Source organism: Herbaspirillum sp. BH-1 (assembly GCF_002870055.1).
Lineage (GTDB): Bacteria > Pseudomonadota > Gammaproteobacteria > Burkholderiales > Burkholderiaceae_D > Herbaspirillum > Herbaspirillum frisingense.
The window spans coordinates 261,964-282,349 of sequence record NZ_PKOI01000004.1; the positions used below are offsets into that span (position 1 = coordinate 261,964).

Genomic DNA, 20,386 nt, shown 5'->3' on the forward strand with positions numbered 1-20,386 from the left:
GCGTGCGCCGATCCTCCGGATGCCCGCTCTTGCCTAAGATGCGATCGGTGCAGGGCGCTTCGGTCGGCGTCTGCATTTTCTTTCTGTCGGCCGAATCCTTTTGGGGGTAAACATGAAAAAGTATCTTGCAATCCTGATGTTGGTCTCGCCATCCCTGGTGCTGGCGGCCGGCAATACCATCAGCTTCCGTGGCCAGGTCAGCAAGCAGACCTGCCAGGTGATGGTCGATGGCGCCACCAATCCGGTGGTGCTGCTGCCCACGGTCGCCGCGGGCGATCTGGTGGCCGCTGGCAGCGCCGCCGGTGAGACTCCCTTCGTGGTCAGCGTGAGCGGTTGTACGGCATCGGCTTCGGATTCACTGAAGATCAAGACCCAGTTCCTGGCCAGTTCCGCCACCGGTGGTAACAACATCCCCAACCTCGGCAGTGCCAAGAACGTGGCGCTGCAATTGCGTGCGGGCATGGGCGGAGAAGCCATCAAGCTGGTCGGCGGAAGTGCCGTCTCGGTTGATGGCCTGGAGATCGCCACGGGCGCCACCAGTGCGTCGCATACCTTCTCCGTGCGCTACATCTCAGAGGCTGGCTCGGCGGGAGCCGGTTCGGTCATCGGCTCGGTGCAGTACGCGCTGGACTACCTCTGACCTGCGGGCCGGGCCGCCCTCCGGGGCGGCTGCCTTGCAGCGTCGCCGCTTGTTGATCATCTCCTTCGCTACCTTCAGGCCCGGTGCACATTCAATCCACGCGTCTCGCAGATTGAATGCGCGCCGGCGCCAGCTTTGTCGCTTCACCTTCGCCGCCGCTGGATTGCCGCCGCGGTGCCTTTCCGTTTTGAACATGAAAAAAGCAAGCTTGCTCGCAGGGCTCATCATGGTGTTGGTATTCATCGCAAGCGCCCAGGCCAGCGTGACCATGCTTGGTACGCGCATCATCTATCCGGCCGATGCCAGCGAACAGGCGCTGCGTTTCAGTAATCCGGACGATCACCCCAATCTGGTCCAGGTGTGGCTCGACGATGGTCGCAGCGGCGATGCCCATGCCTTGTCCTCGCCGTTCCTGGTGATTCCGCCGGTGTTTCGGGTAGAGCCGCATGGGGGCCAGATGGTGCGATTGTCGTATGTGGGTGCAGCGTTGCCACAGGATCGGGAGTCCCTGTTCTTCCTCAATTTTCTCCAGGTTCCGGCCCTGAAGGCTGATTCCGTCGGGGAAAACCAGCTGGTGCTCACCGTACGCAGCCGCATGAAACTGTTTTACCGACCGGCGGCACTGGCCAGCGAGGCCGATGCCGCGCGGGCGCCGGATGGCCTGGCATTTTCCATCGATAGTACGGGCAGTGCTGCCACCGTCGTTGTCGATAATTCCAGTGCCTACCACGTCGTGGTGCAGCAGGCGACGCTGCTGCAGGGAGAGCAGCAACAAGCGCTGGCGCGGGCCACGGTGATCAGTCCGTTCCAGCAGTTGCGCTGGCCGCTGACACGTGTGCCGGTGGAACGCTCGGACCTGCGCATGCAACTGCGCATCGTCAATGATTTCGGGGCGGAAGTCGTGCGCGACTACCCACTGCACTGACGAGACCGGTAGTGAAACCATGCAGATCAACGCTACGGGCGGGAGCCGGCTGGACAGCGCTGTCGTTGGGCGCCAGTCTGTTGGTCATGGCCCCGCCGGTGGCCGGGCAACCGGAGCAGAGCTATCGCTTCCTGGAGGCGCTGGAGATGGCCTCCCCTGTCAACAAGGGTAGCCTGTCGCGCTTCAACCGGGTAGGGAATGTGGAGCCCGGCACCTACAGCGTGGATGTGTTCGTCAATGGCAGTTTCAGTCACCGGCGGTCGCTGCGTTTCGACTTGTTCGAAGGGCAGGGCGTCGCAGCCTGCTTCAAGGCGCAGGATGCTGCCATGTTGAACCTGCGTCCAGATCTGCTGGCGCAACTGGGGCAGCGCGAGTGTGCGCGCATCGAAGAACTTGCGCCAGGCGCAAACGCGGTGTTCGATCTGGCCAATCTGCGCCTGAACCTCACCTTGCCACAGGCACAGCTCAAGCACGTGGCGCGGGGCTATGTCGACCCCGAACACTACGACGCCGGCGAAAGTATCGGCTTCGTCAACTACAGCATCAGCCAGTACTACGTTCGCACGGCACAGGTCAGCCATAGCGCGACCTACGGCTTTACCGACAGTGGCGTCAATCTCGGTCTGTGGCGCCTGCGCCAGCAGGGCAGTCTGGGCTATGACAACCATGCCGGGCTGGCCTGGAATCCGGTACGTACCTACGCCAGGCGCGCCTTGCCAGGCTGGACCAGCGAACTGACGGTGGGCCAGAGCTTCACTTCCGGAAAGCTGCTCTCCGGTCTGGCCTACCAGGGCCTGGAACTCAGTTCGGATGACCGCATGCTGCCTGACTCGCAGCGCGGCTACGCGCCGGTCATTCGCGGCAGTGCCCGCAGCAACGCCCAGGTCATCGTCAGCCAGAAGGGGCGCGAGATCTATCGCACCACGGTGGCGCCAGGCAGCTTTGTCATTGACGATCTGTATCCGACCAGTTACAACGGCGACCTCGACGTCACCGTGATCGAGGCTGACGGCACGCGTTCCAGCTTCAGCGTGCCATTCTCCGCGCTGCCGGAATCGATGCGCCGGGGGCGCTCGCGCTACAGCCTGACCGCCGGGCGCACGCGTGATACCGACACGCCGGCGCTGTTCATGGACGCGCTTTATCAACGTGGTCTGAGCAATGCCTTGACCGGCAACGTCGGGATGCGACTGGCCCGGGCTTACCGTTCGGTGCTGATCGGAACTACCTTGGCAGGGCCGGCAGGGTCGGTCGGACTGGCGCTGAATCATTCTTACGCAGATACCGGGCGTGGGGCGCGCGCTGGCTGGATGCTGGGCCTGTCGTATTCGCACGCCTTCGAGGCCACCGGCACCAATTTTTCCATTGCCAGCTATCGCTATTCGACGGCCGGCTACCGTGAGCTGGCCGATGTGCTCAGCGAACGCCATGCCGGGCGCGGCAACCAGTGGGCGCTGGCCAATTCCAGCAGCTATCAGCAGCATTCGCGGTTCGACGTCTCGCTCAGTCAGCAACTGGGCAGCGTGGGGTCACTCTACCTCTCCGGGCTGACCCAGACCTTCTATCACAACCGCAGCCGCATCACCCAGTTGCAGTTCGGTTATTCAACCATGTGGAGCAATGGCATGAGCATCAATCTGGCATTCCAGCGGCAGCAGGTCAGTGCCGCCTCCAGCGTACAGTCGGGCCTGGACCCTCGCCTGCCGCAAGCGGGTCGACCAGGTTCCTCGGTCATGCTGTCGCTTTCCATTCCATTGGGGCAAGCCGGCGCTGATCGGCCGGTCCTGAGCAGCTCGGTGGTCAAGGCGGCTGGACAGGATCTGTACCAGTCGCAGCTCTCCGCCATGGTGCCTGGCGAGCGCCACATCAGCTACAGCCTGGGTGCCAGCCACGCACCGGGCGGAGGACAGGACAGTCTCAATGGCAATGTCGGCATGCGCCTGCCGAAGGTCAACCTCAATCTCAACCTGGCCCGTGGCCATGACTACTGGCAGGCTGCAGCCAATGCCCGTGGCGCGCTGGCCTTGCATGGTGGCGGCATTACCTTTGGCCCCTATCTGGGAGATACCTTTGCCCTGGTCGAAGCCAAGGGGGCCGAGGGAGCCCGGCTCTTCAATGGTCAAGGTGCGGTGATCGACAGCAACGGCTTTGCGCTGCTGCCGTCCTTGTCACCCTACCAGCGCAACGTCGTGGAACTGGCGGACGCCGGGATGAGCAGCAAGAGCGAGATCCTTGAGAGCCAGCGCACCGTGATCCCCTATGCCGGCGCCACCCTGAAGCTGAACTTCCGGACCCGCTCCGGCCATGCCCTGTTGATCCGGCTGCGGCGCGACGATGGTCAGCCCCTGCCCATGGGCGCCGATGTGCTGGATCCGCAGGGCGAGCTGGTGGGCATGGTGGGGCAGGGTAGCCAGGCCTATCTGCGCATCGCCCCGTTGCGCGGCAACCTGCTGGTACGCTGGGGGGATGGCCAGCAGGAGCGCTGTGCGGTCCGCTACGACTTGCACGGCCAGGACCTCAAGGCAGCCCTCCTGCGCCTGGATGCCGCTTGCATCGCCGCGCCCCGGCGGGAAGCCTTCCTCCCCGCCGACGCCGGCCCGCCCGCAGCAAGTGGAGCTACGCAATGAGGCAGTGGTTCATGTGGCGCTGTGCCTTCCTGTGGCTGAGCCTGACAGTGTGCAGCGTCGGAGAGGCCGGGATCATGCCGGAACGCACGCGTCTGATCTTCAGCCAGGGCGTTGGCGAGATCAGCCTGCGCCTGGCCAATACCAACGATTACCCGGTGATGATGCAGAGCTGGGTCGATCAGGGGGAAGGCAGCCAGGCGCCGGACACGGTGCTGTCTTCGATGTTCGTCATGCCGGCGGTACAACGACTGCAGCCGCACGCCGTCAGCCAGGTGCGGGTGTTGTACACCGGCGATCCCCTGCCGGCCGGGCGCGAGTCGGTGTTCTGGCTCAATCTCTATGAGATAGCGCTGTTGTCGGCCAAGGCCCCGCAGCAGGATGCATCACGACTACTGCTGGGGATCAACACGCAGATCAAGCTGTTTTACCGCCCACCAGGCCTGCCTGCCCCCGGTCCGCAGTGGCACCACGCACTGCACTTCCATCTGGCGCGGGACCCCGGGGAAGAAGGCGCATGGGTGCTGGTATGTCGCAACGACAGCCCCTACTTCGTCTCCTTCGCCGCCTTGCAGCTTGGCGATGGCGCACAAGGGTTCTCGCCGCGCCTGGCGCCCGACCAGATGGTCCCACCCTATGGCCAGCAGCGCTATGTGCTGCAGCAGGATGGAACTGCCCGGACCGGGATGCCCGCCGCCTGGCAAGCACCGTACCTGCGGTACCAGACCATCAATGACGACGGCCGCCTCAGCGAACACGAAGTTGCGCTGACACCGCCCTCCCACCCCTGAACGGAGTTCTTATGCTTGGCCTCACTTATCACAGCACCAGGAGTGACAGGATGCCCGCGATGACGCGCGCGCAGCTGTTGCAGGCGCTGCGTCGACGGCAGTTCCTTCCCTTCCTGCAAGCCATCGTCGGTACCGATGGCCAATGGCTGGGTGCCGAGATCCTGATGCGATGGCAGCATCCGCAAGCCGGGATGCTGCCGCCGGGCAGTTTTTTGCTCAGGCTGGAGGAGGAGGGACTGTTGGCGGCGGCCACGCGGCAGATGCTCAGACAACTGAGCATCGCCTGGAAGCGGGCGCAGGTGCGTCTGTTGCAACCCTTCTTTCTCTCCTTCAACGCATGTGGCCAGCAATTGCACGACGATACCCTGGTGGCGCAATGTCAGGCCCTGTTGCAAGACTTGCAGGAGGGGCAGCTACGCTTGATGATCGAGATGCCCGAACGCGGCGGCGATCTCGGGCCGGTGCATTGCCGTCGCCTGTTCGCCCAGTGCGAACATGCCGATATCGCCATAGCGCTCGATGATTTCGGCGTCGGCGACGCTCGCCTGCACCAACTGGCCTGTGGCCGCATCAGTTGCCTCAAGCTCGACCGTTCATTTGTTGCTGCCATGCACGGAAATTCCATGTACAGTCGCCTGATCGAAAAGATCGTGGCACTGGCCGCGGTATTCGGTGCCTCCGTCACCGCCGAAGGTGTCGAGACCCTGGCGCAGTGGCAGGGCCTGCGCCGCATCGGGGTGAGACGCTTCCAGGGATATTACTTTGCCAGGCCGATGGCGCTGCCGGATTTTTTTGCCAGGTTGAATCACGTCAGGAGGCCGGTAGGCGGTCACGCCACACAAGCATCGACGATGAAGCCAGTTTCGGAAAGGGGGTGTTGCCGTGACGACTAGAGGGGTAACGATACGGGTCGGCATTGCCGATGATTTTCCGGTGGTTCTGCGCGGGATAGAGGCGATCCTGGCGCCCTGCACGGACATCGCACTGCATTTTTCCGCCGAGAGCATCGCCCAGCTCATGGCAGCGCTGGCGCAGACACCGGTCGATGTACTGCTGTGCGACTACGCTTTCGACGACGACCCGCACGCTGACGGCCTGGACCTGCTCAAGCGGCTGCGCCGCCACCATCCGGCAATGAAGGTGATTTTCCTCAGCGCCCACGCCCAGCCGCAGATCATCTCCAGCGCCCTGGAACTGGGCGCTGCCGGGTTCATTGGCAAGAATCGCAGTGATTTCGTCAACCTGCCACAGGCCATCTACAGCGTGCAGGGCGGGCAGGTCTACCTGCCGCAGTCCCTGTCGTCGGCCCTGCTGGGCAGCCTGTTCAGCGTCAACCCGCGCCAAAGCGGCCTGGGCCAGTTGTCCGAGCGCGAGCTGGTGGTGGCGCGCATGATCTGCCAGGGCATGTCCATCACCGCAATCGCCGAACGACTTCACCGCAGCCCCAAGACCATCAGCAACCAGAAGGTGGCGGCGATGAAGAAGCTGGGAGTGAGCAATGACGTCGAACTGAGTCGCGTCTTCCAGAGCCTGGGCGACTGATCCAGCGCACCACCGGAACCCATGCCACGCCAGCTCCTCGCCCTTTCCGAGCGCTACTATCGGCGCCTGCTCTACTGCTGCGCCTGCCTGTTGTCGGCGGCCATCGTTTGCGCCATCCTGTTCCTTGGATACAGCGCCTTTTCCCAGTTCCGTGAACGCCAGATCGGCACCTTCACCAGCAAGCGCGAGCAGATCAAGTCCGAGGTCGACCGGTTGACAGCGCGTGTGGTCCAGTTCGCCGAAATGTACGCACGCCTGCAACATCTTTACAAGAGGGAATTGCTGACGCTGGAGGGTTATACCGGCAACGTCGGTGGCGGGCAGATCACCCGCAGTCCGGAAAACTTGACGGTGGTACCGTTCTCGCTCCTGGTCCGCAGCGATACGGCCGCCGACCGTCTGCGCTTGGCCAGCCTGCTGCTCCTCTTGCGTCAGGCGTCGGCCCTACCGATGTTCAATCCTGCCGAGCCGGGGGTGACGCTGGACGGTTTCATTTATACGGCCGATGCCGGTTTCCTGGCGGTCTCGCCACCGCTGGAGGGGGCTGAGCTCGCTCTGGTGAGGCAACAGGGTATCGCGCGCTACATCAGCGCCCTGGGGGCACCGGTCAACGCCGCCTTCGCCGCCGAACGAGAGCGTGCCGCCCGCGCCCAGGGCAGCACCGGACAGCGCGTGCTATGGATGAGTCCGGCCTTGAGCGCGCCGCTGGTGCGTAATGCGGTGACCAGGCTGGCCGTGCGTATCCAGCTGGACAAGGGCGATGAGGCCACGGCCGTCTTCTCGGTCCCGGCCAGCCAGTTCCGCCAGTTCTTCATGAAGAACGAAGATACCCCTGGACTGTTCGTCTTCGAAGGACAGGGTAGCGTCCAGCTGTTGAGCCAGCCCGACAGCCAGGTCGATCCGGGCCTGATGCAGCACATCCAGGAGCATGTGCGACGCGAGATGGATCCGCATGATCACGTCGGCCATTTCCATGACGATGGCAGCTTCTTCATCGCCCAGACCATCGAGGGGCCGGATTGGGTGGTGGTCTATACCTTCACCTGGCGCGATGTGCTGGCCGGCCTTCAGGGCAACTTCATCACCGGCGCGTTCTGGGGGCTGTTCTCCTTGCTTTTCGTGTGGGCAGCCACCTTGTACTTCGACCGTTGCGTGATCGGCCCGCTACAGAAGAAGGCACTGGCAATGGTGGAAAGTCGCCAGTTCAGCCAGACCATCATTGACACCCTGCCGGTGGGTATCGCCGTCTATGCGCCGGGCTCCGGCGAGGTGGTGCTGCGTAACGCAGTGGCGGCACAGATGCTGGAGCAATCTGCACTGCCCAGCGCCGGCTTCTACGCCCAGATCCTCACGGCGGTGCGGGTGGGTGACGATCTGCGCCAGGCCATGATCGAAGCCGAACTGCCTTTGCGCGACGGCGGCGTGAGCCACCTGGGGGCAGTGTGGTCGCGCACCCGCTTTTCGGGTCAGGATGTGCTACTGCTGGGCATGATCGACCTCAACATGCAGAAGGCGCATGAAGCCCTGATGCGCGACGCCAGGAGCATGGCGGACCGTGCCAACCAGGCCAAGTCCATGTTCCTGGCCCAGGTCAGCCACGAAATCCGCACCCCCTTGCACGGGGCCATCGGTCACCTGGAGTTGCTGACGCGAGAAGACCTGTCGGCGCCGCAGCGCCAGCGTATCGAGCTGATCCGGCATGCTTTCGACATGCTCATGAGCCTGGTCAACGACATTCTCGACATCACCAAGATCGAGTCGCAGAGCATCACGCTGGCTTCCGAGCAGTTGCAGGTCAACGAGCTGCTCGAAGAATGCGCCCAGCTGTTCGCGCCGCTGGCGCTGGACAAGGGACTGCAGTTCCGCTGTCTGCCGGATGTCGCGCTGGAACGTCCGCTGCGCGGCGATCCACGTCGGCTGATGCAGATCCTGCAGAACCTGGTTGGCAATGCGGTCAAGTTCACCAGCAGCGGCAGCATCACGTTGTCCACACGCCTGCTGCGCAGTGCCGAGGGGGTGAGCGTGGTGCGTTTCGAGGTGGCCGATACCGGCATCGGTGTTTCGTCCGGGGCGCGCCAGCGCATCTTCAAGTCCCTGCAACAGGCCGACGACAGTATCAGCCAGCGCTTCGGCGGTACCGGACTCGGTCTGTCGCTGTGCCGGCGCCTGGCCGAGTTGATGGGTGGCGATATCACCCTCACCAGCGAGCCGGGGAAGGGCAGCGTGTTCGGCGCCGAGATTGTGCTGCAGACCCTGCCGCAGGCGGATTCGCTGCATGCCGCCCCCCTGCGTGGACGCCAGGTGGCGTTGCATGCCGGTGAGGCGAGCACCGCAGCCATGCTGCGCGCATACCTCAAACATTGGGGGGGCGAGCCGGTCGAGCCGGAGTCGGCGGGCCTGACCACCATTCATCTGGTGGCGCCGGATAGCGTAGAAGCCTTCGTGGCTGCGCCTGCGAGTGCATCGAAGACGGCCGTGCTGATCCGCGCCGATGTGGTTCGCCACAGCAGCAGCGTGACGCACTGGCGCCAGGTCAGTGCCTTCGACCGCCATGCCTGGCGGATGGCCCTGAGCCAGCAGGATGGGACGATCGTACCGCCATGGCGATGCCAGCCGCAGGCCGTGCAGCTGCCCGCCGCACCGGACATGCTGGACGTGCTGGTGGTGGAGGATGACTACGTGAACCTGACCCTGATCCAGCAACAGCTGCAGGCGTTGGGTTGTCAACGCCTGCGGCTGGCACGCGATGGCCTGGACGCCCTGGCGCAATGGCAGGCGCAGCGCGCCGACCTGCTCATCACCGATCTGGACATGCCGGGGTTGGACGGCGTCGCGCTGGCCCGACGCGTGCGTCAGGAACATGCGCAGGCATGCATCATCGCCACCACCGCCGCCGGCCCGGACAGCCTGGCGCACTTGCCCAGCGGACTGTTCGATGCCCTGCTCTACAAACCAGGGTCGCTGCAGCAGATGCAGGAACTGCTATCCCGTTTCGGCCGCCCGGCAGCGCCGGTACAGGACCAGGGCGACCCGCTGCAAAAGGTACTGCTGGATGCCTTCCGGCACAGCTGGCCGCAGGAGCGGGACAAGTTGCAGCAGGTCCTGCAGTGCGGCGATGGCGAACGCGCCGCACGCATCCTGCATCGCCTGCAGGGTGGTCTGCTGGCCATGGGCCGTGAGCATCTGGCTGAACGCAGCCAGATACTACAGACGGCATTGGCCGACGGCGATCCGGATGCAATGCAGGCCATCCTGCAATGGATCGCCGTGGTCGATGCCGAGACCTGAGGGATCAAGCTCAGAAGGTATGACGTACACCCGTCATCACGCCGAACTGGTTCATGCCGACCCCGACCGTCCCGCCCACGTCTAGCGGGATCGCGGCGCTGCCGCCGTTCTTCATGTATCCCACCGAGCTGTACAGCGCAGTGCGCTTGGAGAGGTTGTAGGTCAGGCGCGCCACCGACAGTGTGGAGTTGTTGGATGTGCCCTTGACCTTGAGTCGTGCCACCTGCGCGTCCAGCACCAGCGCGACCGACAGCGGCGTGGAGAAGCCCAGGTAGTACAGGTCCGAATCGGTATTGGCGGTGGCCGCGCGGGTCTTGCGGTCGATCACGCCGCCGCCGATCTTGCTCTGGCCCAGCATCACGTAGCCATTCAGGGTGACGCGTTGATCGTGATTGTTGCTGCTGGTGAGGCCATTGGCGGCTCCGGTGTTGCCGTACAGGATGTCGTAGGAGCTGGAGATGCCGTAGCTGCTGCCGTCATAGGCCAGCATACCGGTGATCTGGCGACAGGCCTTGGCATTGCCGGCCACTTCGCCGGCACAGTTGGTGGCGCTGGCACCGCCGGCGCTGGAGGTATCGCGGCCGAAGCTGTAGGTGGCGCCGACGGTCAGACCGTTGAAGCTGCCCAGGTAGCCGATGGCATTGTCGCTGCGGGCGTTGGGGATGTACGAATCGATGCTGCTGATGGAAAAGATGTTGGGACCCATCACATCCGACTTGGCCGTGACCAGGTAGGTCATGTTGACCTGCCGACCCAGCATCAGGCTGCCCCAGCCATTCTTCAGGCCGACGTAGGACTGGCGACCGAACAGGCGATTGCCCTGGCCCATGGCACCGGTATCGACGGCGAAGCCGGACTCCAGCACGAACATGGCCTGCAGTCCGCCACCGAGGTCTTCGCTACCCTTGAAGCCCAGGCGTGACGGGAACGAGGCCGTCAGCGACGGCATCTTCAGGACCGAGTTGCCGGCGGCGTTGGCGTGGGTGGTATAGACCACGCCGGTATCGATGATGCCGTAGATGCTGACCTGGCTTTGCGCCAGCGCCTGCTGTGCACAAGTCATTGCCGTGAGCGCCATGGCGCCTGCGACCAGTTTTTTCATGCTCTTCCCCATGTTGATTGAATTGAGTGGACCGGATGTGGAGGTGGCAAGCGCGCAGGCCGACCTGCCGTGACGCCGTGCGCGTGGACGCACGACCTCATCGCTTGCTGCGGCGATCATAGGGAATCGGAACGATGAAAAATATCCGGCGCTTGCATCTTGCGGGCGCGCGACTATCCACTTTTTACGTAGAACTCATTTCATCAATAGTCGCGAGATGCGTTCTGCCCAGAAAGGGCGCTGGCAAGGCGCGCGACGCGTCGTGTGGTGGTGCCACACGCAAGGAGCGCAACGCGGCCAGCGCCCTTTCTGGGCAGAACCCGGAGGGAGCGGCCCGTTTGGGCGAATTGCTGCGTTACGAATTTGGGTCAAGACGCCCAGTCTTGACCCAAATTAGCGCCTTGCACTTCATCCCAAACGGGACTCGCTCGCACTCGCGCCTATTGATGAAATGAGTTCTAGGTAGGCGAACCGTGGATTTCCCCGGAGCCTGATAGCGAAGCTATCGGTGCGAATTGAGTTGCCCCATTTTGATGAATGACCGAATCAGTTTGGTGCAGCGAAAAACTGCGTCGAAAATTTTCGGAAGCAGCCAACTAGTTCAACAAGGTGCAAGAGCAAGAGCGCGCGCTGAGCCGATACTGCCTCCCTGGTCCGGCTCATCCTTCCCTTGCTGCCATGAATATTCTAAAAATGCTGCATCAGCGGCACCACCACCATCGTCTGTTGCGTCTTTCCTTTCCTCACGACGACGCCCCCTCGGCCCCGCTGATGATCCACCGTTTCAGTGGTCACGAATCGATGTCGAGAGACTTCTGCTTCACGCTGGAATTGCTCAGCGACGACGCCACCATTGCACTGGAAAGCATGCAGGGTAAGCTGCTCTGCGTGTCGCTGGTGCTGGCCGATGGCCGGTTGCGCTCCTTTACCGGTTACGTCTCGCGCTTTGCCTTCGTCAAGACCGACGGCGCGATCGCCTTCTATGAGGCCATTCTGGTTCCCTGGCTGCACTACGCACGGCTACGCCGCAACAGCCGTCTCTTTCATCAGCAGACGATAGAGCAGCAGACCCACGCGATCCTCAAGGCCTACAGTGGGCTGCCACACTGGCGCTGGTCGGTCGTACGCAAGCAGCCGCAATACACCATGTGCACGCAGTGGGACGAGAGCGACCACAACTATCTGTCGCGGCGTTGGGCGGCCGAGGGATACGCCTACTGGTACGAGCATGCCGAGGATGGCCACACCCTGGTCGTCAGTGACGACACCTGCGGCGCCCGCCCTCTCGACGAGGACGGTGCGGAAATCCGCTTCCACAGCAAGGGCGGGGCGCAGGACGAAGACGCCATCGCGCAGTGGCGCGCGACCAGGCAGTCGGTACCGGCCCGTTCGGTGGTCACCGGATTTGATTTCAAGCAGCCTATCCGCGTGAGACGGAAATCCGCACGATCGTCCAGCAGGGGGCCACCGCCCGCGTGGAGGAGCATCGCTACCTGGGCCACTATGGTTTTCGCAACCTGACCGATGCGGAGCGGCTGGTGCGGTTGCGGATGGAGGAACTCGAGGCCCGCGCCCTGCAGTTCGAGGCCAGCGGGAACAACCGTCACGTGGCACCCGGCAGGTCGTTCCGCCTGCGCGAGCATTTTCGCCACGGCAAGGAGGATGGACAATTCCTGATCCTGGAAGTCCATCACGAGGCCTGCAACAACTATCTGCAAGGCGCCGATATGGAGGCGCATTACAGCAACCGCTTCGTCTGCCAGCCACTGGACATCCCCTGGCGCCCCGGCCCTGGTTTCGACAGTGTCGATACCCGGATTGCTACCTTGCAGACGGCCACTGTGGTCGGGCCTAAGGGCAAGGGCAGCCTCAACGTGGACCGCTACGGCCGCATCGAGGTGCGCTTCCATTGGGATCGGGAGCAGACCAGCAGTTGCTGGGTGCGCGTGGCGACCAACTGGGCTGGCTCCCGGAGTGGGCTGACCACTCATCCACGGGTGGATTCCGAGGTGGTGGTGCAGTGGCTGGATGGCAATCCTGATCATCCCCTGATCACGGCCTGTGTCCATAACGAGGCCAACATGCCGCCCTGGGACCTGCCGCAGCAGCGAGCACTGACCGGCCTGCGCAGTCGCGAGCTCACCCCCGAGGGCGGCAACCGTGCCTTGGGGAGAAGCAATCATCTGGTCCTGGACGATACCTGGAAGCAGATCCAGGTCCAGCTCAAAAGCGATCATCAGTCCAGCCAACTCAGCCTGGGTCACATTACCCGTATCGATGACCACGCCGGTCGCAAGGATGGCCGGGGACAAGGCTTTGAACTGCGTACCGACGGTCACGGTGCGGTGCGTGCGCAGCGCGGCCTGCTGCTTACGACCGAAGCCCGGCCTGGCGCCGAGGGCCATATCACCGACATGACCGAGACGGTGGCGCGCATGGAGCAGGGCGCCGATCTGCATGACAGCTTGTCTCAGACCGCGCTGCAGTCCGGGGCGCAGCAGGACGGTGACCAGCGCCAGGTGGTGGCGGCACTGCATCAGCAGAATGATGCCGTCAAGGGCCGCGTCATTGGCGACGAAAACGGCTTCCCCGAATTCCAGCAACCCCATCTCACCCTCTCCAGCCCCGCCGGCATCCAGAGCAGCAGTGCCGGTTCGACGCATCTGCTCAGCCACCAGCACACGGCCTTGACCAGCGGCGCCCATGCCAGCATCAGCGCCGGCAAGAGCCTGTTGGCCAGCGCCAGGGAAGCGGTACGCCTGTTCGCCTGCAAAGCCGGCATGAAACTGGTGGCCGCCGCCGCCGATATCGACATCACCGCGCTCAGGGACAGCATCAACATCCTGGCGAAACTGAACATCACCCACACCGCCAATCGCATCAGCATCACCGCCAAGGAAGAAGTCCTCATCAATGGCGGGGGCAGTTACATGCGCTTCAATGCGGGCGGCATCGAACAAGGCACCAGCGGCAATTGGCAGGCGCATGCAGCGCAGTACAACCTGGATGGCCCTGCCAACGGCCCTCAGGTGAGCTTGCCGGAGCCGGTCAAGTTGGATGAACTCAAGCACAAGCAAAGCCTGGCCTTCCTGCTGCGTTCGCACTCGATGCCGGGTCGGATCTTCGCGCACGAACCGTATGCGCTCTACAAGGACGGCGCCAAAGTGGCCGACGGCATGACCGACGGACATGGACAGCTGGTCGTCAAGGATCACGCGCCAGGTACCACCGATTACGTCGTCAAGTTGAGCAACGGCCATGAGTTCGAATTGCCGGTCAAGGCCGCGCTGGATTCGGAGGACGACAGCCTGGCCGCGCGTGGTTATCGCGCCGCTGACGAGGACGTACAAGACCGCCAGCGCAACCGAGAGTTCAGGGAAGGCTGATCCAGCCCGCCTTTTTGATCCACCCCTTATTCATCCAGGCGCATCATGCCCACCACCCACCGCAAATCCCGCGTCCCCCTCAGTGAAGCCTCGCCCATCAGTTGGGGCAGCGTGCAATGGCTGCTCGAAAGCGAGCACGACCGGCACAGCCGCATCCACCGCTGCAACAAGCTGACCATGCTCTACTGCGGCGAGGAAGGATTTCGCAGCATCCTCAACGACATCAAGCAAGCCCGCGCCAGTGTGGAGATCATCTGCTGGGGCTTCGACCCGGCCATGGAGCTGGAGCGTGAAGGAGGTCAATGGCCACGTGGCGAGAGCTGGGGCACTCTACTGCGCAATGTTGCCGCAGGCCGCTACAACGGCGGCAAGCCGGTGCAGGTGCGGCTGTTGTCGTGGTACGGCTTCATCGGCAGCTCGCTGGCCAGGAACATGCCGGGGTTCCGGCAGCCCGGCCCCTATGAACCCAACGTGAGCAACCTGTACCGCATGGGCAGGCAAGAAAAGTTGCCCCCGTCGGCCGACGATCCCCAGGGCATGCGCGAAGCCTTCAATGCCCAGTGGTACCACGAAGCCGAACAGGGTCTGATCGAGAATCTGAGTCTGCGCACTCGCGATGGCGACGTCAGCGCGGTGCTCGGCAGCCTGTCCGAGGAGCCCGGCAAGCGCGGCCTGCTGGAGACCGTCGGCATGGCCGTGGTCGCCACGGATCACCAGAAGACCATTCTCATTGATTACGAACACGAAGGCGGTGTGCATGCAGTCGGGTATGTGATGGGCCTGAACTCGGTGACCGACTACTGGGATACCGAAGAACATCTGTTCCACGATCCACGTCGCGGCGAGTCATGGGAAGGCGGCACCAAGGATGGCCAACCTGGCCTCAAGCCCTATCAGGACTATGCTTGCCGCATCCAGGGCGAAGCGCTGGTGGGCATCAGCAAGAACTTCACCGATGCCTGGAACCGCGCCAAGGGACGAGGTTCCCCGCTCAAGCGTGAGCACGACGTGCATCGCCCGCCTCCTGGCCTGTGGGAACCCCTGAGAGGCCAGGCCACGGTCAATGCCCAGATCGTACGCACCCAGCCGGAAGAAGGCGACAAGACCATCAAGCGCCTGTATCGCCAGGCCAGCAGCTTTGCGCGCAGTTACCTGTATGTGGAAAACCAGTATTTCCAGTACACCGAGTGGGCACAGGAACTCAAGGAAAACCGCAACAACTTCGTCCAGGGATGCCAGCGCGCCGGCCTGAGCCTGGACGACGTACCGGTACTGCATGTGATGGCGGTGATTCCGGCCCCGGAACTGGCGCAGATGGTGCCACGCACCTACGACACGGTACGCGCCCTGGGCCATGGAGAGTCCATGCCCAATCAGGACAAGCTGATCGAAGACGAACTCCAGAAGCAGCGTGACTGGGAGCGCTATGCCAGCGAGAAGCGCGCCAAGGGTGAAGTGCCGAACCCCATGCTCAAACCGGCCGAGCCCTCGACCCTGGCCCAAAGCTCTGCATCGACCGGTACCAGCAAGGAGAACGTCAGCGAGCAACTGAAGACATTGGGCATGCGCACGCTCATCGGCACCTTGTGGACCTACGACCATGCGTGGCGCTCACGAACGCCCTTGAAGGACGGTGAGTCAGCCAGGCTGGGCGAGCGCTATCGTGAAATCTATATCCACAGCAAATTGATGGTGATCGACGACTCCATGTTTACGGTGGGCAGCGCCAACCTGAATCTGCGCTCGATGGCGGTGGATGCGGAGATCAATGTGGCTTGCGATGATCCTGCGATGAGTGCGCAGATCAGGAAGCATGTGTGGGGGAGGCATACGGGTGGGACGCAGGATGGGGGTGGGGGAAGTAATGTGGAAATTGCCAATACTTTCAACGATTGGCGAGACTTGCTCGCCGCCAACGCTGACAAGCGAGAGAAAGGTGAGCCACCTACTGGTTTCATCTTCCCCTTTAACGATGAACGAAAAAGTAAGTTCCGACTGGCATAGCTACCCAATGAAAGCTTTTTCAAAACTACTAATCCTTCATTTCGTCATTCTCGCTCAACTCTCCTGTGCCATGAAAAATCCATCACGAAACATGCCACTTAAGGCATTTGATCCTCACCGCAAAGATTTTGTCTGCAAGTATGAAAGTGATGTCGTTCCGAAAATCGACGAACAAGCGGAACAATGGTTTCAGGAAGGGCTCGCCCTGACGAGTCATACCTTATGGCCAAACCAAAGAGACTACGTCAAGGCCGTACAGCTTTGGCAACAGGCGGCCGAGAAAAACCACTGGAAAGCGCTGCTCAATCTCGCCAACGCCTTTGCACACGGAGAAGGTGTGGCAAGAGATACTGAACACGCGGTGTTGATAGTGGAGAGCGCCATGAAGCTCGGAATCCCCGCCGCGTTTGATTTGATGGGAATCTATCATATGCACGGTATAGGGGTGAAGCAGGATGTCAGTCGGGCCTACGCGTTCTGGGAATTGGCTGTTGAGATGGGGAGCCCGAGTGCAATGGCTTTTCTTGGGAAGAAAATGGAGGCCCTCTACGATAGCCCGCCTGCATTTTGGGCGAATCGGAAGATCGCGCTTAAATTGCTGGAATGTGGTTTTCGGCAAGGTAGCGGGGATTCCGCATTCAACCTTGGCGCAACTATTAGAGGCGAGAATCCGGAACTGAATGAGGATAACCAATTAGCATTACATATCCTTCAGGAGGGAGTTCGATTGGGTAACACCATGTCTGCCATTTCTCTATCGAGCGCATTTGGTAACGGCAAGCCCTTAGTAGGTGGCGGCAAAGATAATTCTCGTAGAGAACGGTATTCTCTTCTTTCCGATGCATTGCAACGCAATCCCGACCTCCGCTTCCCCAACCTGGACAAGATTCTTCCACTTCCCCCCGCCAAGCTCCCCATGTGGAACGGCGACCGCAACACCCTGCTCGACGCGGCCAAGCCAATTCTTCCCCGACCCGCCGCACCACCTCCACCCGAACCGAACCCAGCCTGGCTGCTTACCGGCCGTGCCCATATCGAACCGGGCCGGCAACTCCCCGAGCAACCGCAACGCCAGATAGTGCCGCAGTATGAAAGCACGGCCGCCCCCGAAACGGGCTACTGGATCGCCCGCCTGATGCATCCGGTGAGCGAGCGTCATCGTGCGTGGGATGCGCAGCAGCTACCGATGCGCTATCTGAAGGGGGAGCTCTTCGATCGCAGCCGGACCGGCCTGCAAGATGAAGATGGGCGCATCCGCTTCCATTATCTAGGCGAGGCCATCGACCAATTGCCACCGGCGCCAATCAAGGACGATCCCCGTGTGGCCCGCCGCGCAGCGCGCTATAGCGATATCCCGAAAACGGAGCGCTACTACAGAAGCCATTCACCTTGCCCGCGCACAGGCATATGGCGTCCTTATCTACCAGATACACATCCCTTGCATGCGTCCTTCAATCGCTGGGATCGGCAGGCCTATGTGAGAAAGGGCATGCCGTTTCCTGCCGTGGTCGCTGATCGACCGGGTATCGAAGAGAAGGACATCCTCTGGCAGTGGCTGGCCAATGCCAACGAGGTACGCAACGGCCTGGAGCACGTGACGCTGACTACCGGTGAAGATGACGGAGCGCATGATTAAACCTTTCTGATGATCAAGGTTTAATCGAATAGAAGCCGTCTGGATCGGGCTAGGGCTTCTCTAACGCATCCCGCCCCGCGTCTGCTTGGGCAGTTCCCCAAACCGCTCCCGATAGTACGCAGAGAAACGTCCGAGGTGACCAAAGCCGAATTCGAAGGCGGTGTCGGTGATGTTGGCGCCGGGATGGGTCAACAGGCGTTCGCGTACCGCGTCCAGGCGGATGTTGCGCAGCAGGTCCATCGGCGCCACGCCATATTGCTGGTGACACAGCGCATTGAGCGCGCGTACGCTCACGCCGGCGGCACTGGCCAGGTCGGCCAGCGCCAGCGGGGCGCACAGGCGGGTGCGGATGTAACGCTCCAGCATGTCCAACCGCTGCAGCTTGCCGGCGCCTACCAGGCTGTCGCCGGATTCGCTGGCCGCGACCTGCGCGCTGCCGGAAACGCCCAGCACCGGCTGCACCGTGCTGGTCAGTTGCGACAGCAGGAATTGCGCGGCACTGCGTTCGAAATGGCGAATCCACTCGCCATGCCCCTCGCTCTGGCCGGGCAGGGCCAGTACGCGCAGCAGCGACTGGATCAGCAGGTCCCAATGCGGCGCAGCCTGCTGCGGCAGCAGGAACAGGGAGGGCATATTGGATGGCCCGGGCTGGCCCATCGCGCTCAGTTCCTCGAACAGCGCCAGCGGTACCTTCAGGATCAGTTGCTCGGAACCCGCCTGCCACCACAGGCGCAGATTCCGTTTTGGTGCGATCAGCGCGGTCTTGCCCTGCGGAATGCACACTTTCTGGCCGTCCGATTCGATCTCGGCCGTGCCGGAGAGCGTCATGTGAACCAGGGCGAAGCCATTGAACAGGCGTGGCCGCACGATGACCTCGGCGCCGTACTTCAGCATGAAGATCTGCAACTGCTGGATGGCGGCCTTGAAGAGCACGGTGTCGACGTCGTCACCCTTCCAGAACAGATCGTGTTCCGACAGTTCGTTGGCGACCTGGGCGTGGCAGTCGACCTTGCGGGTGGACTGGAATACGCGGCGACGATACAGCGGCTCCAGACTGAGCGCATGGACAGTGTTGAGCATGTTAACCTCTTAACGGTCCCGCCCGCGCAGTGCCGGTTGCGGAGGAGACGTTGGTACCGGGTGGTGATGCAGCACGGGCGCACCGGCCGGTGGCCGGAAGTGCGCCGCACCTTCATGGATTGCAGGACCGGGAGGCGCGCTGTCTGCTTTCCCTTCAGTCAGCGAGGCTCGCGGTCAATGCAATGAGGTTGCAAGTTTCATGCCCGCCAGGAAGGCGGGCAGGGGCAAAGATGGGGCAGGGTGCTGCGGTTCATGTCGGTCTCCTCTACGGTCTTCTGGTCGGGCCTGCGCTGGCGTGGGCGCTGGCCTCGCTGTTGGCGGTGCGCATGGCACGCATGTACGCGTCGTGCGCTCGGCTCTGCGGCCGCTGGCCTTGGATTCTATGCCCAGGGCCGGAGAACGTACAATATCAAATCAGCATCATGGTATGCCCCGGAGGTATAGTGGAACTTCGCCATCTCAAGTATTTCAACGCCGTCGCCAGCACCCTCAGCTTCAGCCGTGCGGCCGAATTGCTGCACATCGCCCAGCCGCCCCTGAGCCGGCAGATCCGCCAGCTGGAAGACTTGCTGGGGGCCGAACTGATCGACCGTGCCTCGCGTCCCATCGCCCTGACCATGGCCGGCAAGTTCTTCTACGAGCAGACCCTGCAGGTATTGGCCCGGCTGGAGCAGATCGAGGAAGGTACCCGTCTCATCGCCAAGGGACAGCAGCACTGGTTCAACATCGGCTTCGTGCCGTCGGCGCTGTATGGTCTGCTGCCGGAAATGATCAAGCGTTTCCGGACCGAACTGCCGGATATCGAGATCGGCTTTTCCGAGATCGTCACCATGGAACAGATCGAGGCACTCAAGTCCGGCCGCATCGACGTCGGCTTCGGCCGGCTGCCCATCACCGATCCCGACATCGTCTGCGAGACCATCGTGGAAGAGCCGCTGGTGGCGGTGTTTCCGCTGGGTCACGCGCTGCTGGCGCGCAACAAGGTGACGCTGGCGCAACTGGCCGAGGAGCGCTTCATCCTCTATCCGGCGCGTCCGCGTCCCAGCTATGCGGACCAGGTGCTGGAAATCTTTTCCAGTCGCGGTCTGCGGCCCACCATCGTCAAGGAAGCCAACGAAATGCAGACCGCCATCGGCCTGGTCGCGGCCGGAGTCGGCGTGACCCTGGTGCCGCGTTCGGTGCAGGGGCTGCACCGGTCGGACGTGGTCTATCGGGCCTTGTCCAACAAGGGTGTGCATTCGCCGGTGATCATGAATTTCCGGGCCAACGACCGCTCCGTGCTGCTGGAGAAATTGCGCGCCACGGCATCAGGCATCGCGCAGATGCATGCAGAGGAATACTCCTGAGCTTCGCGCGAAAGACAACGGG

At 62.6% G+C, this 20,386-nt stretch carries 14 protein-coding genes; 12 read left to right on the forward strand and 2 right to left on the reverse strand.

The genetic code is table 11. The annotated features are described in order from the left end of the window. Positions 1-112 precede the first annotated feature (112 nt). Genes HBH1_RS07935 through HBH1_RS07965 form a run of 7 tightly spaced genes read left to right on the forward strand, consistent with a single transcriptional unit; the run spans position 113 to position 9,810 of the window. Positions 113-640: a fimbrial protein gene (locus HBH1_RS07935; protein WP_039876786.1), complete on the forward strand. Its 528-nt coding sequence runs from the start codon at positions 113-115 to the stop codon at positions 638-640. A gap of 49 nt (positions 641-689) precedes the next feature. After that, positions 690-1,565: a fimbrial biogenesis chaperone gene (locus HBH1_RS07940; RefSeq protein WP_233207559.1), complete on the forward strand. Its 876-nt coding sequence runs from the start codon at positions 690-692 to the stop codon at positions 1,563-1,565. A gap of 11 nt (positions 1,566-1,576) precedes the next feature. Beyond that, positions 1,577-4,192, forward strand: a complete 2,616-nt coding sequence (locus tag HBH1_RS07945) for a fimbria/pilus outer membrane usher protein (protein ID WP_166758288.1) — start codon at positions 1,577-1,579, stop codon at positions 4,190-4,192. Continuing rightward, entirely contained in the window at positions 4,189-4,980 is a 792-nt protein-coding gene (locus HBH1_RS07950; RefSeq protein WP_102662274.1) for a fimbrial biogenesis chaperone, read from the forward strand. The genes HBH1_RS07945 and HBH1_RS07950 overlap by 4 nt, the downstream gene beginning before the upstream one ends. Before the next feature lie 59 nt (positions 4,981-5,039). Beyond that, positions 5,040-5,873 carry an EAL domain-containing protein gene (locus tag HBH1_RS07955; RefSeq protein ID WP_233207560.1) on the forward strand — a complete coding sequence of 278 codons (834 nt, stop codon included), beginning with the start codon at positions 5,040-5,042 and terminating at the stop codon, positions 5,871-5,873. Next, positions 5,863-6,522, forward strand: coding sequence for a response regulator (locus HBH1_RS07960; protein ID WP_051110952.1), 660 nt, complete (start codon positions 5,863-5,865; stop codon positions 6,520-6,522). The genes HBH1_RS07955 and HBH1_RS07960 overlap by 11 nt, the downstream gene beginning before the upstream one ends. Before the next feature lie 21 nt (positions 6,523-6,543). After that, positions 6,544-9,810, forward strand: a complete 3,267-nt coding sequence (locus HBH1_RS07965; protein WP_102662275.1) for a hybrid sensor histidine kinase/response regulator — start codon at positions 6,544-6,546, stop codon at positions 9,808-9,810. Positions 9,811-9,820: 10 nt separating this feature from the next. Here the strand turns inward: HBH1_RS07965 and HBH1_RS07970 are convergent, their stop codons facing one another. After that, positions 9,821-10,912, reverse strand: a complete 1,092-nt coding sequence (locus HBH1_RS07970) for a porin (RefSeq protein WP_102662356.1) — start codon at positions 10,910-10,912, stop codon at positions 9,821-9,823. 678 nt (positions 10,913-11,590) lie between these two features. Here HBH1_RS07970 and HBH1_RS25555 point away from each other — a divergent pair. The 4 genes from HBH1_RS25555 to HBH1_RS07985 are packed head-to-tail and all read left to right on the forward strand — an operon-like array spanning position 11,591 to position 17,938. Continuing rightward, positions 11,591-12,433, forward strand: coding sequence for a type VI secretion system Vgr family protein (locus tag HBH1_RS25555; RefSeq protein ID WP_255411872.1), 843 nt, complete (start codon positions 11,591-11,593; stop codon positions 12,431-12,433). Beyond that, a complete protein-coding gene (locus HBH1_RS25560; RefSeq protein WP_255411873.1) occupies positions 12,388-14,298 on the forward strand; it encodes a type VI secretion system Vgr family protein in 1,911 nt (636 codons plus the stop codon). The genes HBH1_RS25555 and HBH1_RS25560 overlap by 46 nt, the downstream gene beginning before the upstream one ends. 45 nt (positions 14,299-14,343) lie before the next feature. Beyond that, a complete protein-coding gene (locus HBH1_RS07980) occupies positions 14,344-16,302 on the forward strand; it encodes a phospholipase D-like domain-containing protein (protein ID WP_102662276.1) in 1,959 nt (652 codons plus the stop codon). Then, the gene (locus tag HBH1_RS07985) at positions 16,235-17,938 is read left to right on the forward strand and encodes an SEL1-like repeat protein (RefSeq protein WP_146012829.1); all 1,704 of its coding nucleotides are present in this window, start codon (positions 16,235-16,237) and stop codon (positions 17,936-17,938) included. The genes HBH1_RS07980 and HBH1_RS07985 overlap by 68 nt, the downstream gene beginning before the upstream one ends. A 60-nt stretch (positions 17,939-17,998) precedes the next feature. Here the strand turns inward: HBH1_RS07985 and HBH1_RS07990 are convergent, their stop codons facing one another. Then, on the reverse strand, positions 17,999-19,018 hold the full coding sequence (locus tag HBH1_RS07990) for an AraC family transcriptional regulator (RefSeq protein WP_102662277.1): 1,020 nt from the start codon (positions 19,016-19,018) through the stop codon (positions 17,999-18,001). A gap of 443 nt (positions 19,019-19,461) precedes the next feature. Between HBH1_RS07990 and HBH1_RS07995 the strand changes: the two genes are divergently transcribed. Then, complete coding sequence (locus tag HBH1_RS07995) at positions 19,462-20,364, forward strand: LysR family transcriptional regulator (protein WP_102662278.1); 903 nt, start codon at positions 19,462-19,464, stop codon at positions 20,362-20,364. Positions 20,365-20,386 lie beyond the last annotated feature (22 nt).